This is a genomic window from Paenibacillus sp. S28, from assembly GCF_016624415.1.
GTDB classification, from domain to species: domain Bacteria; phylum Bacillota; class Bacilli; order Paenibacillales; family Paenibacillaceae; genus Paenibacillus_AQ; species Paenibacillus_AQ favisporus.
This window is the reverse complement of the sequence record NZ_JACVTM010000002.1, coordinates 129,188-145,349: the sequence shown is the minus strand read 5'-3', so window position 1 is coordinate 145,349 and position 16,162 is coordinate 129,188. Positions and strand designations below refer to the sequence as shown.

11 protein-coding genes are annotated in these 16,162 nt (G+C 55.0%); 8 read left to right on the top strand and 3 right to left on the bottom strand.

Features of this window, described 5'->3' with window-relative positions:
• Nucleotides 1-11: 11 nt before the first annotated feature.
• The 7 genes from IAE55_RS05030 to IAE55_RS05000 all read left to right on the top strand — a co-directional run bounded on the left by IAE55_RS05030 (nt 12) and on the right by IAE55_RS05000 (nt 9,235).
• Nucleotides 12-1,628 carry a helix-turn-helix domain-containing protein gene (locus tag IAE55_RS05030; protein WP_200631292.1) on the top strand — a complete coding sequence of 539 codons (1,617 nt, stop codon included), beginning with the start codon at nt 12-14 and terminating at the stop codon, nt 1,626-1,628.
• On the top strand, nt 1,625-3,424 hold the full coding sequence (locus IAE55_RS05025; RefSeq protein ID WP_145157886.1) for a cache domain-containing sensor histidine kinase: 1,800 nt from the start codon (nt 1,625-1,627) through the stop codon (nt 3,422-3,424). The genes IAE55_RS05030 and IAE55_RS05025 overlap by 4 nt, the downstream gene beginning before the upstream one ends.
• 5 nt (nt 3,425-3,429) lie before the next feature.
• On the top strand, nt 3,430-4,413 hold the full coding sequence (locus IAE55_RS05020) for a substrate-binding domain-containing protein (protein WP_076169695.1): 984 nt from the start codon (nt 3,430-3,432) through the stop codon (nt 4,411-4,413).
• Between the two features lie 29 nt (nt 4,414-4,442).
• Nucleotides 4,443-5,738, top strand: a complete 1,296-nt coding sequence (locus tag IAE55_RS05015) for an extracellular solute-binding protein (RefSeq protein WP_200631291.1) — start codon at nt 4,443-4,445, stop codon at nt 5,736-5,738.
• Nucleotides 5,739-5,983: 245 nt separating this feature from the next.
• Entirely contained in the window at nt 5,984-7,366 is a 1,383-nt protein-coding gene (locus IAE55_RS05010; RefSeq protein WP_145157878.1) for an ABC transporter substrate-binding protein, read from the top strand.
• 93 nt (nt 7,367-7,459) lie between these two features.
• Complete coding sequence (locus tag IAE55_RS05005; protein WP_200631290.1) at nt 7,460-8,362, top strand: carbohydrate ABC transporter permease; 903 nt, start codon at nt 7,460-7,462, stop codon at nt 8,360-8,362.
• Nucleotides 8,363-8,389: 27 nt separating this feature from the next.
• Complete coding sequence (locus IAE55_RS05000) at nt 8,390-9,235, top strand: carbohydrate ABC transporter permease (RefSeq protein WP_145947400.1); 846 nt, start codon at nt 8,390-8,392, stop codon at nt 9,233-9,235.
• A 162-nt stretch (nt 9,236-9,397) separates the two neighbouring features.
• On the opposite strand, the gene IAE55_RS04995 is transcribed toward IAE55_RS05000, so the two are convergent.
• Nucleotides 9,398-11,098: a DUF4127 family protein gene (locus IAE55_RS04995; protein ID WP_200631289.1), complete on the bottom strand. Its 1,701-nt coding sequence runs from the start codon at nt 11,096-11,098 to the stop codon at nt 9,398-9,400.
• Nucleotides 11,099-11,570: 472 nt separating this feature from the next.
• Between IAE55_RS04995 and trhO the strand changes: the two genes are divergently transcribed.
• Nucleotides 11,571-12,473, top strand: coding sequence for an oxygen-dependent tRNA uridine(34) hydroxylase TrhO (gene trhO, locus IAE55_RS04990; RefSeq protein ID WP_105444433.1), 903 nt, complete (start codon nt 11,571-11,573; stop codon nt 12,471-12,473).
• Nucleotides 12,474-12,698: 225 nt separating this feature from the next.
• Here the strand turns inward: trhO and IAE55_RS04985 are convergent, their stop codons facing one another.
• On the bottom strand, nt 12,699-14,639 hold the full coding sequence (locus tag IAE55_RS04985; protein WP_200631288.1) for a DUF2207 domain-containing protein: 1,941 nt from the start codon (nt 14,637-14,639) through the stop codon (nt 12,699-12,701).
• A 366-nt stretch (nt 14,640-15,005) separates the two neighbouring features.
• Nucleotides 15,006-16,094, bottom strand: a complete 1,089-nt coding sequence (locus tag IAE55_RS04980) for a hypothetical protein (protein ID WP_200631286.1) — start codon at nt 16,092-16,094, stop codon at nt 15,006-15,008.
• Nucleotides 16,095-16,162: the final 68 nt, after the last annotated feature.

Here is a 16,162-nt window from a genome sequence, read left to right as displayed (position 1 = left end):
GGGGGCATACCATGTACAAAGTATTCATCGTCGACGATGAAGCGGTTGTCCGCGACGGGCTGAAGCGAACGATCGGCTGGCAGGAGCTCGGCTTCGAGCTGATCGGCGATTATGCCAACGGCCGCGAGGCGCTGGAGGCGATCGATCTGAACATGCCGGATCTCATCATTTCGGACATCTCTATGCCGTTTATGGACGGTCTTGCGCTGACGGCCGCTGCAGGCTCCAAATATCCGCATATCAAAATGATCATCCTGACCGGTTACGACGAGTTCGAATACGCGCAGCAGGCCATTCGCCTCAAGGTTTCCGATTTTATTTTGAAACCGATTACTGCCCAGGAAATTCGCGAGCTGCTTCTGAAGGTCAAGGCCGAGATGGACGAAGAGACACGCAGGCGCGAGGATTTCAGCCGGCTCTACAGCCAGCTAAAGCAGAGCCTGCCGCTCCTGAAGGAGCGCTTCCTGGAGCGCCTCGTCGTTACCGGGATGAAAGCCGAGGAAGCACAGGAGCGCTTCCGCTATTTCGGCCTGACACCGCTGGCTTCGCCATGCCTGGCCATGGTGGCTGATATCGACGATTTCGGCTCCCGCCCCCTGCAAAGTGAGAGCGGGCAGGACACGGAAATTCTTCGCTACGCCGCTTACAACCTGTTCGAGGAAATCGCCCTCCGCGAGGACCTGCTGCTGTTCCGCACACGCGAGGAGCGCATCGCCCTGGTCGTCTCGGACGGCGCCGAGGATACCGATGTGTACGAAAAGGCGTTTCGGGTGGCCGAAGAAGCCCGCTTCTACATTCACAAATATTTAAAGTTCACCATTACCATCGGCGTCGGACAAGCAGTGCAGGCAGCGCAGCAGCTTCCCGCATCGTACACAAGCGCCCTTTCCGCGCTGGATTACCGCTTTTTGCTCGGCAAAAACCGGGTGATCAGCCTGCTGGACATGGAGGACCGGCCCGCCCTCGCCGAGACGCTCCGCCCGGATTGGGACCGCCAATTGGCTTCCGCCGTCAAGACCGGCTCCCTGGAGGAAATCCGCCAGCTGATCCGGGAATTCGTCTGCGACCTGAAACAGGGCATGGCACCGATGGATTCGTGCATCTTTCACATCCAAAAGGTCATCCTTTCACTCATGAACACAATTCAGGAGCTGGGCTTGCACGAGCCGCGCTCGATCCTGCTGACCGACGTCTACAAATACAAAACGCTCGACGAAATCGAAGCCTGGCTCACGGAGACGGTCACCTCCGTCATGAACGCCGTTGCCGAAAACCGCCATCATTTGACCCATATGCAGATCCGCAAGGCCGTCGACTACATCGAGACGCATTATGCCGACGAAGACATCTCGCTGCAGCACCTGTGCCGCCACGTCCTGATGAGCACCAGCTACTTCAGCCTCGTCTTCAAGCAGCATACAGGCGAAACCTTCGTCGAGTACCTGACCCGGACCCGAATGGACAAAGCCAAGGAGCTGCTGGCACACACCGGGCTCAAATTTTACGAAATCGCCGGTCAGGTCGGCTACAATGACCCGAACTATTTCAGCATCCTGTTCAAGAAGCATGCGGGCATGACGCCCCGGGAATTCCGCGACAGGCAGGCCAAGGAGAGCCCGCAGCCATGACCAGACAGCGTGCCTCCCTCCTTCCTTTTTTGCCGTTTAAAAGCATTCAGTCGAGCATCTTTTTCACCTTTTCCTGCCTGATCCTGATTACCGTCCTGGTTATCAGCCTGAACAGCTACAACCTGTCGGTCGCCGCGATGGAGACCAATTCTGAGAGCTACGTCCAGGAAATCATCACGCAGGTCAACTCCAACATCCAGTCTTACATTGACAACATGGAAAATATCAGCCTCTTGGCCATGACCAACAAAGACGTCAAGTATTACATCTCCAACAACACGTTTATCAGCACAAGCGACCGGCGGCCGTATGAAAAGCGCATCTCCGACCTGTTCCAGGCCATCCTGTACTCGCGCAAGGACATCTCGGCCATTATGGTGTTCGGCTACAACGGCCATTACGTGTCCGACCGCCGGATTACCCTGCTCAACCCGAACACCAAGCTGGAGGACCAGTCTTGGTACAAGGAAGCAAAGAGCAAGGGCGGACAATCCGTCATTTCGCCGCCTCACGTGCAGAACGTCATCCAGAACGAATACCGGTGGGTCGTCTCCCTCAGCCGCGAATTGAAGAGCACGGACGGGATCCGGGGCGAGGGCATTTTTCTCGTGGACCTGAACCTGAGCATCATCAACGATATATGCAGCAAAATTAACCTGGGCAAAAAGGGCTACGTCTTCATCGTCGACCAGAACGGGAACATCATTTACCACCCGCAGCAGCAGCTGATCTACAGCAACCTGCGCACGGAGCAGATCGCCAAGGTCACCGGTGCCAAGAGCGGTACCTCCTTCACGATCAACGACGACAAGGGCAAGCGCGTCTACTCGGTTCATGACACGAACTTCGGCTGGAAAATCGTCGGCGTGGCCTATGCGGACGACCTGATCGCGAACGAAGGCACGATCCGCAGGTCCATCCTGCTGTACGCCATCATGGGCATCCTCTTCTCCCTGCTGCTGTCGCTCGTGTTGTCATACCGCATGTCCAAGCCGATCCGCATTCTGCAGCGGGATATGAAAAAGGTCGAGCGCGGCAACTTCAATATCCGCACGAAGATCGACCAGCCGAACGAAATCGGCCAGCTCGGACGGTCGTTTAATTTGATGCTTGCCCAGATCAAGAACCTGATGCAGGAAATCATCCATAACCAGGAGAACAAACGAAAAAGCGAGCTGATGCTGCTCCAGTCACAGATCAATCCGCATTTCCTGTACAACACGCTCGATTCGATCGTATGGATGGGCGAGCAAAAGAAGCACGAGGAAGTCGTCCTGATGACCTCTGCCTTGGCCAAACTGTTCCGCGCCAGCATTACAAAGGACAAGGAGCTGGTGCCAATCAAGGTGGAGGTCGAGCATATCACCAACTATCTGCTTATACAGAAGATGAGGTACAACGAGCAGCTGGAATACGACATCGACGTGCCGGAGGAAATCAGAGGTTTCATGACGCTCAAAATTTTGTTGCAGCCCTTTGTGGAAAACGCCATTTATCACGGCATCCGCAACAAGCCCGAACCCGGAAAAATCGTCATCCGGGCCCGCGACCTGGGCCAGATGATCCAATTTGAAGTGGAGGACGACGGGCTGGGCATGACGGAGGAGCAAATCGGGCAGATCTGGAACCCGCCGGAGGGCAAGACGTCCGGCCGGACGAAATCCGGCGGCATCGGGATTGCCAACGTCAACGAGCGCGTAAAGCTGTACTTCGGCGACGTCTACGGCATCCAAATCCGCAGTGAGCTGGAAGAAGGGACCTGCGTCACCATCACCATCCCCAAAATGAAGGAGTAGCACCCATGCGCATACAACGTGCCACGCTACTGTTGGCCATCATTTTTGTCATATCCTGCGTCTACATCATCCTGTACTTCAAGCTGTTTATTCCGACGCCCCCTCAGGAGAGAAGCGTGACGGTGATCCTCAAGGAGCACAACATCCGCTCCGAATTCTGGCAGACGGTGAGCGCCGGGGCCGAAGCGGCCGCCAAGGAGGCCGGGGCCAGCATCAGCATCACCGGCCCGCTGCAGGAGACGGACGCCGAGTCGCAGCTCCAGCTGCTCAAGGGCGTCCTCAAGCAGAAGCCGCAGGCCGTCGTCGTCGCCCCAATCAACGACGACCGCATCATGGACGAGCTCAAGAACATCCAGGATGAGGACATCCCGCTCGTCATTATCGATACGCCTCTCAGCCTGAAATCGCCGCCGGCCTTCGTGTCGAACGATCATGTCACTGCCGGCGTCCAGGCCGGCAAAGTGGCGCTGGAGCAGACCGGCGGTTCGCTAAGGGCGGTGATCATCAGCGATTTCGTGACGTCCGGCGTATCGGCCGAGCGGGAAAAAGGCATCCGCCAAGCGCTTGAGGCCTCGTCCTCGGCGATCTATGGCACGTTTTACTGCTCCGATTCCGAGGAGCGTTCGTACCTGATCGCCAAGACGCTGATCCGGGACCACCGCGACATGAACGCCATCATCGCGCTGAACGAATCCGCGGCCCTCGGCGCCGCCAAAGCGGTCAAGGAAGCCCATCGGACCGGGCTCGTCCAGCTGATCGGCTTCGACACGTCGGCCAGTGAAATCCGGCTGCTCGAGGAAGGCACCCTGAACGCGACCGTCGTGCAGCAGCCTTTTAACATCGGATATTTGGGCGTACAGACCGTGCTCGATCTCATCAACGGCAAAAAGGTCAAGCCGGAAACCTACACCAATTCGATCGTCGTCACCAAGGCCAACATGTATTCCCCGGAAAATCAGAAACTCCTCTTTCCATTTATCGATAAATAAACAATAACCATCGAAAGGTGCGAGAGCCGATGACTTCCCGTTTTCTGACCCGGCTTGCCGGGATCTCTCTCTGCCTGCTGGGCATTCCGGCGCTCCTTCTCTCCTGCTCCGGCCCGCAAGATGCCAAACCGGTGATGAAGCCGCAGGAGGAGCAGACTGCGCTTATCAATTTTGTCGCCTCCGAGTACAGCTCGGAGACGCGGCCCCTGCTCGAAAACCTGGTGCAGGACTTCATGCTGAAGAACCCGTCGATCGTCATCAATTTGCAGGTGGCCAACTGGGACATCCTCGACGGCATCTATACTACGATGATCAGTAAAAATCAGCCGCCGGACCTGCTGAACACGAACGTGTACACACATTTTGCGAAGGACGGCCTCCTGAACGACATGGACGAGATCATTTCGCCGGAGCTGAAGCGGAAATTTTATCCGGACCTGATGAAGCTCGACCAGTGGGACGGCAAGCAGTATGCCATTCCGTACGTTTCGTCCACCCGGAATATGTATTACAATCGGGACCTTTTCGAGGCGGCTGGCATATCCAAAGCACCGGCCACCTGGTCGGAGCTGAAAAAGGATGCCCTCAAAATCAAAAACACTGGCAAGGCCCACGGCTTCGGCGTCGATTTGAGCGATAACGAAATCCAGGCCTATCTCTCTTATTTCTTCCTGGGGGCGGGCGGCGGGTGGTTCCGTGACGGGAAATGGACGATCAATTCGCCGGAAAACGTCGAGGGCCTTGCCTTTCTGAAGGACCTGTACGACGAAGGATTAACCGATCCCGAGCCGACCGTCACCACCCGGGACGAGAAGCAGCGCATCGTCGGGGACGGGAAGCTGGGGATGATGATTTCGGGCAATTATTTCGGCACCGTCATGCCGAGGGAGTTCCCGAATCTGAAGTGGGGCACCGGCCCTATTCCCGTCAAGGACGGCCGCAAGCCGCTCCTGTTCGGCGTGCATGATAACCTGGTCTCGTTCAAAACAGACCATACCAACAAGGAGGCGCTCTCCGCGTTCCTGGATTATCTGTATTCCAGCCCGGTGTATGAGGAAATCATCGCGCAGGAAGGCTTCCTGCCCGTGACGGAGGAGGCCGGGGCCAAGCTGTCGGCAGCGGATCCCATGGTGAAGCAGCGTCTGGCGGAGCTGCGGAAATCCAGCTTTTATCCGATCCAGCAGCCGGAATGGCAGTCGATCATGGATACCGCACGGAAAATGGGCGACGCAGTCCTGCACGACCACGTCTCGCCGAAGGAGGCGTTGGACGAGCTGCAGCGTTACGCCGAGAAGGTGCAGAAGGAGGTCCATGGAACGGAGTAAGGGGAAAGCGGCAGCGGCGCAGCAGCACTGCGACGGGGCCGCTCTACAACCTCACATTTTCCCTCCTCATCCCAAGTAGAAGATTATCCCTCCTTTTTTCCCCACGAACAGAAAATAACAAAGAATTCATGGAAGATATTCAATAGAGCCTCTCCCCCCGAATCCTTATGATGGTTTTAGGCGCTGTAATCTAAAATAGACAACCACTATGGCGTTGCACAATCACTTAAGGAGGGTTAGCTTTTATGATGTTCAAGAGACATTTGGCGGCACTCAGCCTTGCGGCTTTGATGATCGTCGCCCCGCTGGCCGGATGCGGCTCCAAGGACTCGTCCACTTCGACGAAAACCGAAGACGCGTCCTCCTCAACCACCGCCACAACGACCAACACCGATTCCAGCTCGAACACGACGACCGATGACAGCACCAAAAAACTGACCGGAGACTTTGAAATCCAGTACTTTGTCGGCGGCTACGGCGACAAGTGGTGGAAAAAGGTCATCGCCGACTTTAAAGCGGCCAACCCCGATTTGAACGTTAAAGAAAGCGGCGGGCCTAAAATTAACGACCAGATGAAGCCCCGCTGGGTCGGCGGCAATCCGCCGGACTTCGTGTATATTGACGGACCGAACCTGAACGACCGCCAAATGGTGGAGGACGGCCAGCTGGAGGACCTGACGGATTGGATGAAGGACGCCACGAACATCGACGGCACCAAAATCAGCGACATTCTGGCGCAGCCGCCGCAGCTGTTTGACGGCAAGGTCTACGACATCCCGCTCGTTTTGAACTCCTGGGGCGTGTTCTGGGACAAAGCCTTCTTCCAGGAAAAAGGCTGGGAAGAGCCCAAAGACTGGCAGTCCTTCTTGGCCGTCAGCGACAAAATCAAAGCGGCGGGCGTGACTCCGTTTATCCATACCGGCAAATATCCGTACTACATCAACGGTGCGATTTTGTACCCGGCGATCGTATCCGCCAACAACAACGATATTTCCATTCTGCAGGACATGGCCGATTCCAAAGTGGAAGCCTTCCAGCAGCCCGCCGTGCTGACCGCACTGAACAAAATCGTCGAGCTTCGCGACAAAGGCTTTATCGACAAAGCCTCCATCCAGATCAACCACACGGATTCGCAAATGCTGTTCCTGCAGCACAAAGACGCCTTCATCCCGAACGGCCTCTGGCTGCCAAACGAAATGGCCAAGGACGTCCCGGGCGGATTCTCCTTCGGCTTCATTCCATCGGTGACGCAGGATTCAGGCGGCAAGGTCGTCGCCAACACTTCCACCGCCAACGTGGCGATCGCCAAGAACGCCAAAAACAAGGAAGCGGCCAAAGCATTCCTGCAGTTCATCTTCTCAGAAGCCCAAGCTTCGCAGTGGGCCGAGCTGAGTGGCGCTCCGTCCAACATCAAAGGCGACATCAGCAGCTCCAGCGCGCCAAGCCATGTTAAGGATGCAGCGCGGTATTTAACCGATTCCAACACCGTCGTCGTTCCGTCCATTACCTTTAATGCGGACGTGGATAAGGCGATGCAGGATGCCACGGATGCCCTGACCATCGGCAAAATCACGCCGGAAGAGTGGGTACAGCGCGTCGTGGACGTCGCCAAGAAAGTGAAAAAGTAATGCGATAGACCGGCAGGAAACGCGGAGGATGACGGGGATGAACGCTCTCTGTTATCCTCCGTACATTTTAGGTGAAAGGCAGGGAGAACGAAGATGAAATTGGGGACGAACGCCTGGCAGCGCAACCTGTTTATCGCAACCTTCATCATTCCCACGTTCCTGTTCTTCTGCGTGTTTACGGTATACCCCGTACTGCAGGCGATGTATTACTCGCTGTATGACTGGTCCGGCTCCTCGGACAATAAAACGTTTATCGGCCTGGACAATTTTAAGGAGATGCTTCACGACCCCATCATCTGGATCGGGATGGGCAACGACTATTTTCTCGTCGCGGGCAAAATTATCGGCATCATGATTCTGGCGACGTTTTTTGCGGTCGCTCTGACCCGCTTCAAATTTCGGCTCGCCAATTTCTTTCGCTCGATTTTTTTCATTCCGAACGTCATTTCCGTCGTCGTCATAGGCGTCCTCTGGAATTTTATCTATAATCCGCAAATCGGCTTTCTGAACTCCTTCCTGTCCTTGTTCACCAAAGACAAAGTGGACATTACGTGGCTCGGCTTCACCAGCCACACGATCTGGATGCTGCTTCCGCCCGCCATCTGGGCCGGCATCGGCTTTTATATGATTCTCCTGATCGCCGCGATTCAGGGGATACCGGAATCCTACTACGAGGCCTCAAGCCTTGAAGGCGCTGGCCAGTGGCACCAATTCCGCCATATCTCTCTGCCGCTGATCTGGGAACAGATGAAGGTGTCCATCCTCAACATTATGATGACCACGCTCAACGGCTCTTTTGTCATCGTGATGATTATGACGAACGGCGGGCCGGACAACACCACCCAGGTCATGGGGTCCTACTTGTATCAAATGGCCTTCACGCAGTACCACTTTGGCTATGGTGCGGCCATTGGCGTGCTGATTCTGGTCTTATCGATGATCACGACAGTCATCCTGCAGCGGCTCATGCGCCAGGAAACGATCGAAATCAGCTGATTTTTCTAGGCACAGGAGGAACAAATAATGAAATCAGGCCTTTCCAATCCGATGGTCAAAATCGTGTTTTACGCCATCCTGATCCTGTGGGGCATATCGGTCATTTATCCGCTGCTGTGGACCCTGCTGGACTCGCTGAAAAACAACGACCAATTTTTCCGCAAAATGCCCTGGTCCCTGCCGGACGTTCCGCTGCTGTGGAGCAACTTCAGCTACGTATGGCGGGAGTTCAGCTTCGGCGATTACTTCCTGAACTCCGTCGTGGTGACGATCGGTTCCACGCTGCTCGGGCTGCTGCTGTCGGCCACCACCGCCTACGTTCTGGCCCGATACCCGTTCCGGGGAAGCACCGCGCTGTTCCTGCTTTACATTGCCTCCATGATGATCCCGTTCAGCCTGGCGCTCATCCCGCTCTTTTTCCTGATGAACTCCATGCATCTGACGAATTCGTCTTTAGGGCTGATCCTGGTGTATGCCTCTACGCTGATTGCGTTTGGCATTTTCGTGCTCGTCGGATTTTTCAAAAGCCTGCCCAAAGAGCTGGAAGAAGCCGCCGCCATGGACGGAGCGTCCTACTTCGGCATCTTCTTCCGGGTGATGCTGCCGCTCTCGCAGCCGGGGCTTATTACCGTGGGCATCGTCAACGTCCTTAACATCTGGAACGAATACATTATCGGCACGATTCTGGTCAACGATCCGAAGCACTATACCCTGCCCGTCGGCATCGCAATGATGCAGGCCCAGATGCAGTACCGTACCGAATGGGGCCCCCTTTTCGCCGGTCTGCTCATCACCATCGTCCCCGTCCTGATCATGTACATGTTCTTCCAGCGGCAGATCGCCAGCGGAATAACGGCCGGGGCCATCAAGTGATCCCGGGTTGCCGGGTTACATCGCTCACAGCCGTACAGAAAAAAGCCCGGAATCCCCGGGCTTTGTTTTTGTCCTGCACGTCAGCAAGCTATGCAGTTGTAGCCGTGCTCGCGCTGGCACCGGATGCCGGCAGCCACCACGAGCCGCCAGTCGCTTCCCGCCCTAGCACTCTTTCAGCGTCACTTCCGGCCCCAGCGTAATCTCAAACGCCCGCTCCCAAATGAATGCCGGATTGTCGTAGTCCAGAGACGCGCAAGCATACGTCGCAAACGACCATCCGGACGGATTGATCCGCCACACGTTCTGCGACACGCCGAGCTCGAATGCCTTTCTGGCAGCCAGCGTCTTCGTGTTCGCCTGCATGCGTTCGCGAAGCATCTCGACCAGAACCTTATAGTCTTCCGGCGAGTTGAACAGGCGAATGTTTTGGTCCGCATACGGTACGTTGGAGTATAGGGTGTGTGCCCGCGAGTACGCTCGAATTTCGGCAATCGTGATCTTCTTATAGTAGTAGTCCTTGAGGAATCGCTTGAACAGCAGCGATCCGTGCGCATTCACTGCCTCTTGCAGCGCCGGCGGCCGCTTCTCCGTGCCAAGGTATACGAATCGGGCTTGGGCCATGCCGAGGGCCATGCCGATTTTGTTGCCGGCCGTGTTCCACGCGCTGTATCCCAGAAGCTGTCCGGTGGACACGCTGTCGAGCAGCGCTTCGGTTACGGTCGCATCGGCGGCACCTCCCCCGACAAAATCTATCACAAGCGTCGGGATCCGTCCGGCGCTGTTCGCTTCCATCCGGCTCACGGCGGCACCGATCTCGCTGGCGCTGGTAACCGCCACGATTTCGATGTCATAGGCTGCCGTGTCAACGAACTCCCCGCCGACGATGTCCACATGATGCCGGATATTATCGTGCACGCTCATATACTCGTAAGGATTGACGATGGTCGACCCGTCCGGCCCAAAATATTTGACGCCGTATTTCGGACGGGAGCTGTACCGGTGAAGCTCCTTCGCCATCCGGCCCAGCAGCGAGTATCCCAGCGCATCGGCATCGGGGAGAATAATCGCTTTGTCCGGATTCTGGCCGCCGGTGCCGCCCAAATGCTCATTCACAAAGGCTTCCAGGTAAGCAATTTCGTTGGCCTGTACTCCCTGGGTATAGGAGTCATCCACCCCCACTGCGAGAAAATCCACGTATCCTTCACGGACGAGCCGTTCAATGATGTATCTGTTGGTCTTGAATTTATGCCTTCTGGCATTATAGTACTGCTCTTTGTCAAAAAGGGTAGGCTCTCCGAACGAAGTGCCGTCGGGTTTCGTGTCATACCCTTCCAAAATGCCCTCGAACGTGGTTGCGACCGCCCGCGGCTGCTGGGCAAAGGCTCTCGCTTCATCGTATGCAGCCTGGGTCAGGCCTTCCACAAACACCGTGGTCGCCAGCCGCATGATCGTATCCAGCACATAGACCGGCTTACGCGGGTAGGCCCGCTTCACTTCCCGAACGACGTCCAGCAGTTTGGTAGTCTCGGGGTCGTAATCAGGGTAGTCGCCGCCCGCGCTTGGACGAAGCCGTCTGCTGCCGATTAACCCGCCGTAGGCCAGCATATCCGTCGAAATGATAAATCCGTCTGCCTGAGCGGCGTGTTCCCTAATAAATCGGCGGATATTCCGCGTCTTTCCGTACGTCGGCGATGAGGTGCTCACCAATTGGCCGCCTTCGGCCACGGCCTTGGAATCGAGGCGATTGGCAATATCCTCCCGGTCGGGGACAATCAGCTGGATCCCTGCGGATCTCCCCTGCACGATCACATCATCCAAATTGGCAGGACGGTCGTCCAGCGGCACATAAAGCACTTTTTTCATAAGAGAACATCTCCTTTGCATGCTTGATTTGTCGTATTACGCGGCGCTGCTGAATACGGTTAAACTCAAGATGGCTTATCATGCCGAAGGAAAGCTTACTCCATGGACAGCCGTATCGGATTTCCGGATATCCGACGCTGCCGCGTTGTTCTTTAAGAGTAGGCACCTTCTATCTTCGGCTGATTCGGATCCGTTAATCCATAATATCATATACCGTTACGATACGCAATATAATATTTGGTTTTTTATTCCTCCAACGAGAAGGATAGCCGCCCTCTAAATTTGCGCGAGCAGACGGAGCATTTTCCAGTATTTCTCGGATTCATTCTCATCTATAGGCCGCATCGAAATTGCGTCTTTCAGCTAAGCTATTAGGAATCCTCTGGTTACTTACTATACTTTCAAGTTGACTATGTATGCCCTATTCATCTACAATATATAAGGTAAATTTACAAGAACAGGTGAAGAAGCAATGACAACGAAGCAAGAATACCGTATTTTGTTATATTATAAATTCGTCAACATCCCTGATCCTGAGCAGTTCACTGCGGAGCATCTGCAGTATTGCAAAGATCTGGGCGTCAAAGGCCGCATTCTGATCGCCTCTGAAGGCATCAACGGCACGCTGTCCGGCACCGTGGAACAAACCGAGAAGTATATGAACGACATGAAAGCGAATCCGCTGTTCTCTGATATCGTCTTCAAGATCGATGAGTCGGAAGGCCATGCGTTCAAGAAAATTTTTGTCCGTCACAAGAAAGAGCTCGTCACGTTCCGTTACGATGAGCCGCTTGATCCCAATGTTATCGGCGGGAAGCGTCTGTCTCCGGAAGAGTTCCATGAGCTGCTTCAGCAGGATGACGTTATCGTCCTGGACGGCCGCAACAACTATGAATACGAAATCGGACATTTCCGCGGCGCCATCCGTCCGGATGTCGAGTCGTTCCGCGAATTTCCGGAATGGATTCGCAACAATATGAGCCAGTTCAAGGACAAGAAAATTCTGACCTACTGCACTGGCGGCATCCGCTGTGAGAAGCTGACCGGCTTCATGATCAAAGAAGGCTTTCAGGATGTTGCCCAGCTTGAGGGCGGCATCGTAACATACGGCAAGGACCCTAAAGTCAAAGGACATTTGTGGGACGGCAAATGCTACGTCTTTGACGAGCGCATTTCGGTGCCGATCAACCGTACGGAAGAAGATGTCGTGATCGCCAAGTGCATCCACTGCGGCAAAACGCATGACCGCTATATCAACTGCGCCAACCCGACCTGCAACAAACAGCATGTTTGCTGCGAAGAGTGCGAAGAGATCCATCAGTCCTTCTGCTCCGACGAGTGCCGGGACGTCATCATGGCAGCCAAGACCAACTGATCGGGTACAGCTATCCAAATAAACGGCAGTTCCTCTCTTTGAGAGGAGCTTGCCGTTTTTTTGTTAATACGTGGCGGGCGGAAAGCCGCTTTCTTCCATCCTCCAGGCATAAAAACAGCCCGTCCCTCAAATGCCAGGGAACGGGCTGCTGCGGATTTACGTGGTCATCTCAATCGTTATCGTTCGTTATTCCTTGGGCGGTGCAGTTGGACGATTTGGCGTAAGCTAGAACGCGCCGGTTCCCCCGCCTCCGCCTCCTCCCCCGCCGTCACTGAAGCTGGACGAGGAACTGCTGCTGCTTCCTCCGACGCCCATCGGCTTCAGGAGCAGGTGATTTTGCGTATAATTCAAGGACTCCATAATTTCCACGCTGAATAATGCGGGAACGGCTGCGGCCAAAGCGGCGCCTGACGTTCCGGTCTGCTTACGGTGTTTAATGTACCGCGGAACGGTCCCAAGCAGGGCGGCATACTCCGCGGCCTGCTCTGTTTCCAGGGGTTCGCCTGCGTAGGACATCTCTCCTTTTCCGAGGGTACTTCGAAGTGCCTTGAGTGCATAGCGATAGCGATGCGTCTCCCAGGACAGCACATGAACGGGAATGCTCCATACAAACAGAGCGGAACATACCGTCAGGATCAGATAGTCGCCCGAAATATCATGCACGATTTGGGAGCCCATAATAAAGCATGCGAGCAGATACAGGAAGATCCACAGCTTATTCCGGAAACGGATGGACGCCCATACCCCTCCGGCACCAAGCAGCACGGCGGTTAGCACGATCATGAGCGTGGACGCCGCGTCGGTGTACAGCAGATACATCAGCAGGCCGTAATTCACCGCAGCCGTCAGCGGAATGAACAGCTTCAGCAGCGGATTGGGCCGGACCTGCCCCGAATAAGGCTGGGTACGCGACAGCAGCCTGATCCACTTCATCAGCCGGTCGGCATGCTTAACCGACTTTGCCCGGTACTGCTTGACGATCCTTGCGCTCTGCCGCTCCTTAAACGTTGGTCCCGCCAAGGAATCCAGCTTGAAGATCAGGCTGCCGTTGATTTCTTCGAACAGCCAGCCGACAAGATGCTTCTCCGCCGGGTTGAGCTGATCCATCCTGCCCGTAAAGGTGAACAGCAGCGTGAATTCGGGAGCCGTCGGCTCTTCCTGGAAGCGTTTGGAAGCTGGGACCTGCTTCACGGTCACGTAACCCTTCTGCCGCAGCGATAACAATCCGGCCATGAAGTCTTCCCTTTTTAACCGGCCTTTGCGCAGCATATACATGAGAAGCAGCGGATCCGCTTCATCGATGTCCTGCCGTGTGACATCCCCGCGCCGCAGCCAGGCCGATATTTTTCTCCACGACAAAGCGTACAGCAGCGCACCTACAATGAAAACAGCCATGCCGACTTGCACAACCGGACGGATGGCGTTCATTCGAACGTCACGGGCGGCAAGCCGGTCCTGGTATTTCTGCTCGGCAGACAGCTGCTTTTGCAAAGAAAGCTGTTCCTCGGAAGCCGTCATTTGGGATAACTGATCCGGTGGAAAATAGACCACCATATGCGCCGAGCCGTCACTCTTCAAATCATCGGTTTCATAGTGAACCGCTGGCGGCCCTTCGCTTGTAATCTTTCCGCCCGAACGGTCATGCAAATAGGCATGAACGTCTCCGTCCTTATAATCGCCGGGCATAAACAAGTCGACGGACACCTGGTGAAGATCCTCTTGGTTATTTTTGAAGAAGCTCCATTCCAGCTTGCCCGTTTCGCCATACCTGACCGCCGCATGGTCAATCCGGTAGCGGTAATAGACCTGTTTCGTTTCGTTCTGCGCGGCATCGTATATGTAATACGTATCATTGTCGTCGTCCCATTGGACATCCAGCCGCTGCAAGTTTTCGTAGGAGAAACTGCCTAGCTTAGGATGTTCCGGGGGTACATAAGCTTCAAAAAATTCAACCCCCTTCTGATCCGCCCGATCAATCGCACGCGTCATTCCGTTAAAGCTGCCCTTAAAGGTATACGTAAACAGTTCTTCGACATACAAGTCTCCATCCGGCCCGAGGTAAGCCCTGGATTCCACGCGGTCCATCGAGTAGCTCTTCTTGTCTCCGCAGCCGGTTATCCCAAGGACCAGGACTAGGCTGCCCAGCAGTAGCCACCATCTCCTCATGCGCTCACTCCCATCTCCATACTTCTTGCTCTCTCTACTGACTATGCATAGATTCAAAATGCCGCTTCCCTGTCATTCAAAGAGCTGTATTCTTCGGTTACAGCGGCTGCCATAGACGTTTTCTATTATATTAACAAATGCCCCCTAGTGGAAAACAAGTGCATATGGTACCAAAATATGAGTTTTTTCGCCATTTATTGTTGGAATATACGTCTTCCGTCGCATACTTTCAGCGTCTTCCGGTATGTGTTCATTGGAGGACAGAGCGCTCATTTTATGCGTTTAACCTAAAAAAGACTGCCTCGGATGATCAACCGACACAAAAGGTCGGTCACCCAAAGGCAGTCTACAGCATGAACATGCTGATTACAGAAGGTCGTCAACCGGTTCAAAACCAGTACCGGGATCGTACTCGATCCGGTGAGAGCAGTGCATTAGTGCTTCCAGGCAGCGTTCACGCCCTGCATGATAGCCGGCAAAAAATTTCCGCTCGATGCGGATCGACAGCACCGTAATGTACTCCTCCTGCCCGGTCTTTCCGTTCAGTTTGGTGTCCCTCGCCTGCACGACGACCGACTCCAGCGGGAGCAGGGCAAACAGCTCGCCTGCAATCCGGAGGACAGAGCCGCAGATGTATTTCAGCTCCAGGTCATTGCGTTCGGGGACGGACAGTTCAGGCGAAGCTACCCCTGCTTCGGTGCGGACTTTCGCCTCGCGTGGGATCACCTGCTGGGAATTGACATCCAGTTCCACTTCCACTTCGGAGCTGCTTCGGACGCTGAACTCGAGGCCGCTCCCCAGCATCGTCAATTCCTGCAGCGGGGCCATCTCTTCCAGAACCCGCAAATAGGCGGTACGGTTGCCGTCCAGGATGTCGTGTGCAAAATCGTTGGCTGCTTTCCATGCCAGATAGTCTTTACGATCCTCTTCCCGAGCCAGCTGAACCTGCCTTTCGAGCTCCTCGCGGATCATGGCGTCCTGCTTGAGGAGCTTCTGGATACGGGTCGGCTGGAACGCAGCTAAATTCCCCTCAGCCAGCTTCTCTTTCGGTCCCTGTTCCCCTCTCGGGAACGGAGGAGCCATGGCAGCAAGAACATCCCAGAATACCGGCTCCCCGTAAGTTTGATCGATCGTCGCGATCCACTCCAGCTGATTGTCGTACCAATCGGCCTCAAACGCTAATTTTTCCGCCTCGTTCCAAGCGGTGTGCCCCTGCTGCCGGTTTATAAGTTCACGGCGCTTAAGATAAGCGCTGCTGTAGGTCGGTGTGGTAGAAAAAAGAGAGGCTATAGATATAGAGCCTGCTGCCGCGGACGCAGCCGCATGTTCGTCGCGAGGCATATATCCGCTGACAGGCGGCGAATCTGCGCCCTGTTCGCGGCTTCCCCCTGTATCCATGCTGTACAGATGAGGCCCTGAATTGGTTAGGATACCGTAATTGTATCGATTTCGCATACATTCTTCTCCTCATTCCCAAGTCCGTGAATGGATCACAAGTAATAGGTCATTTTTACTAAAGCATA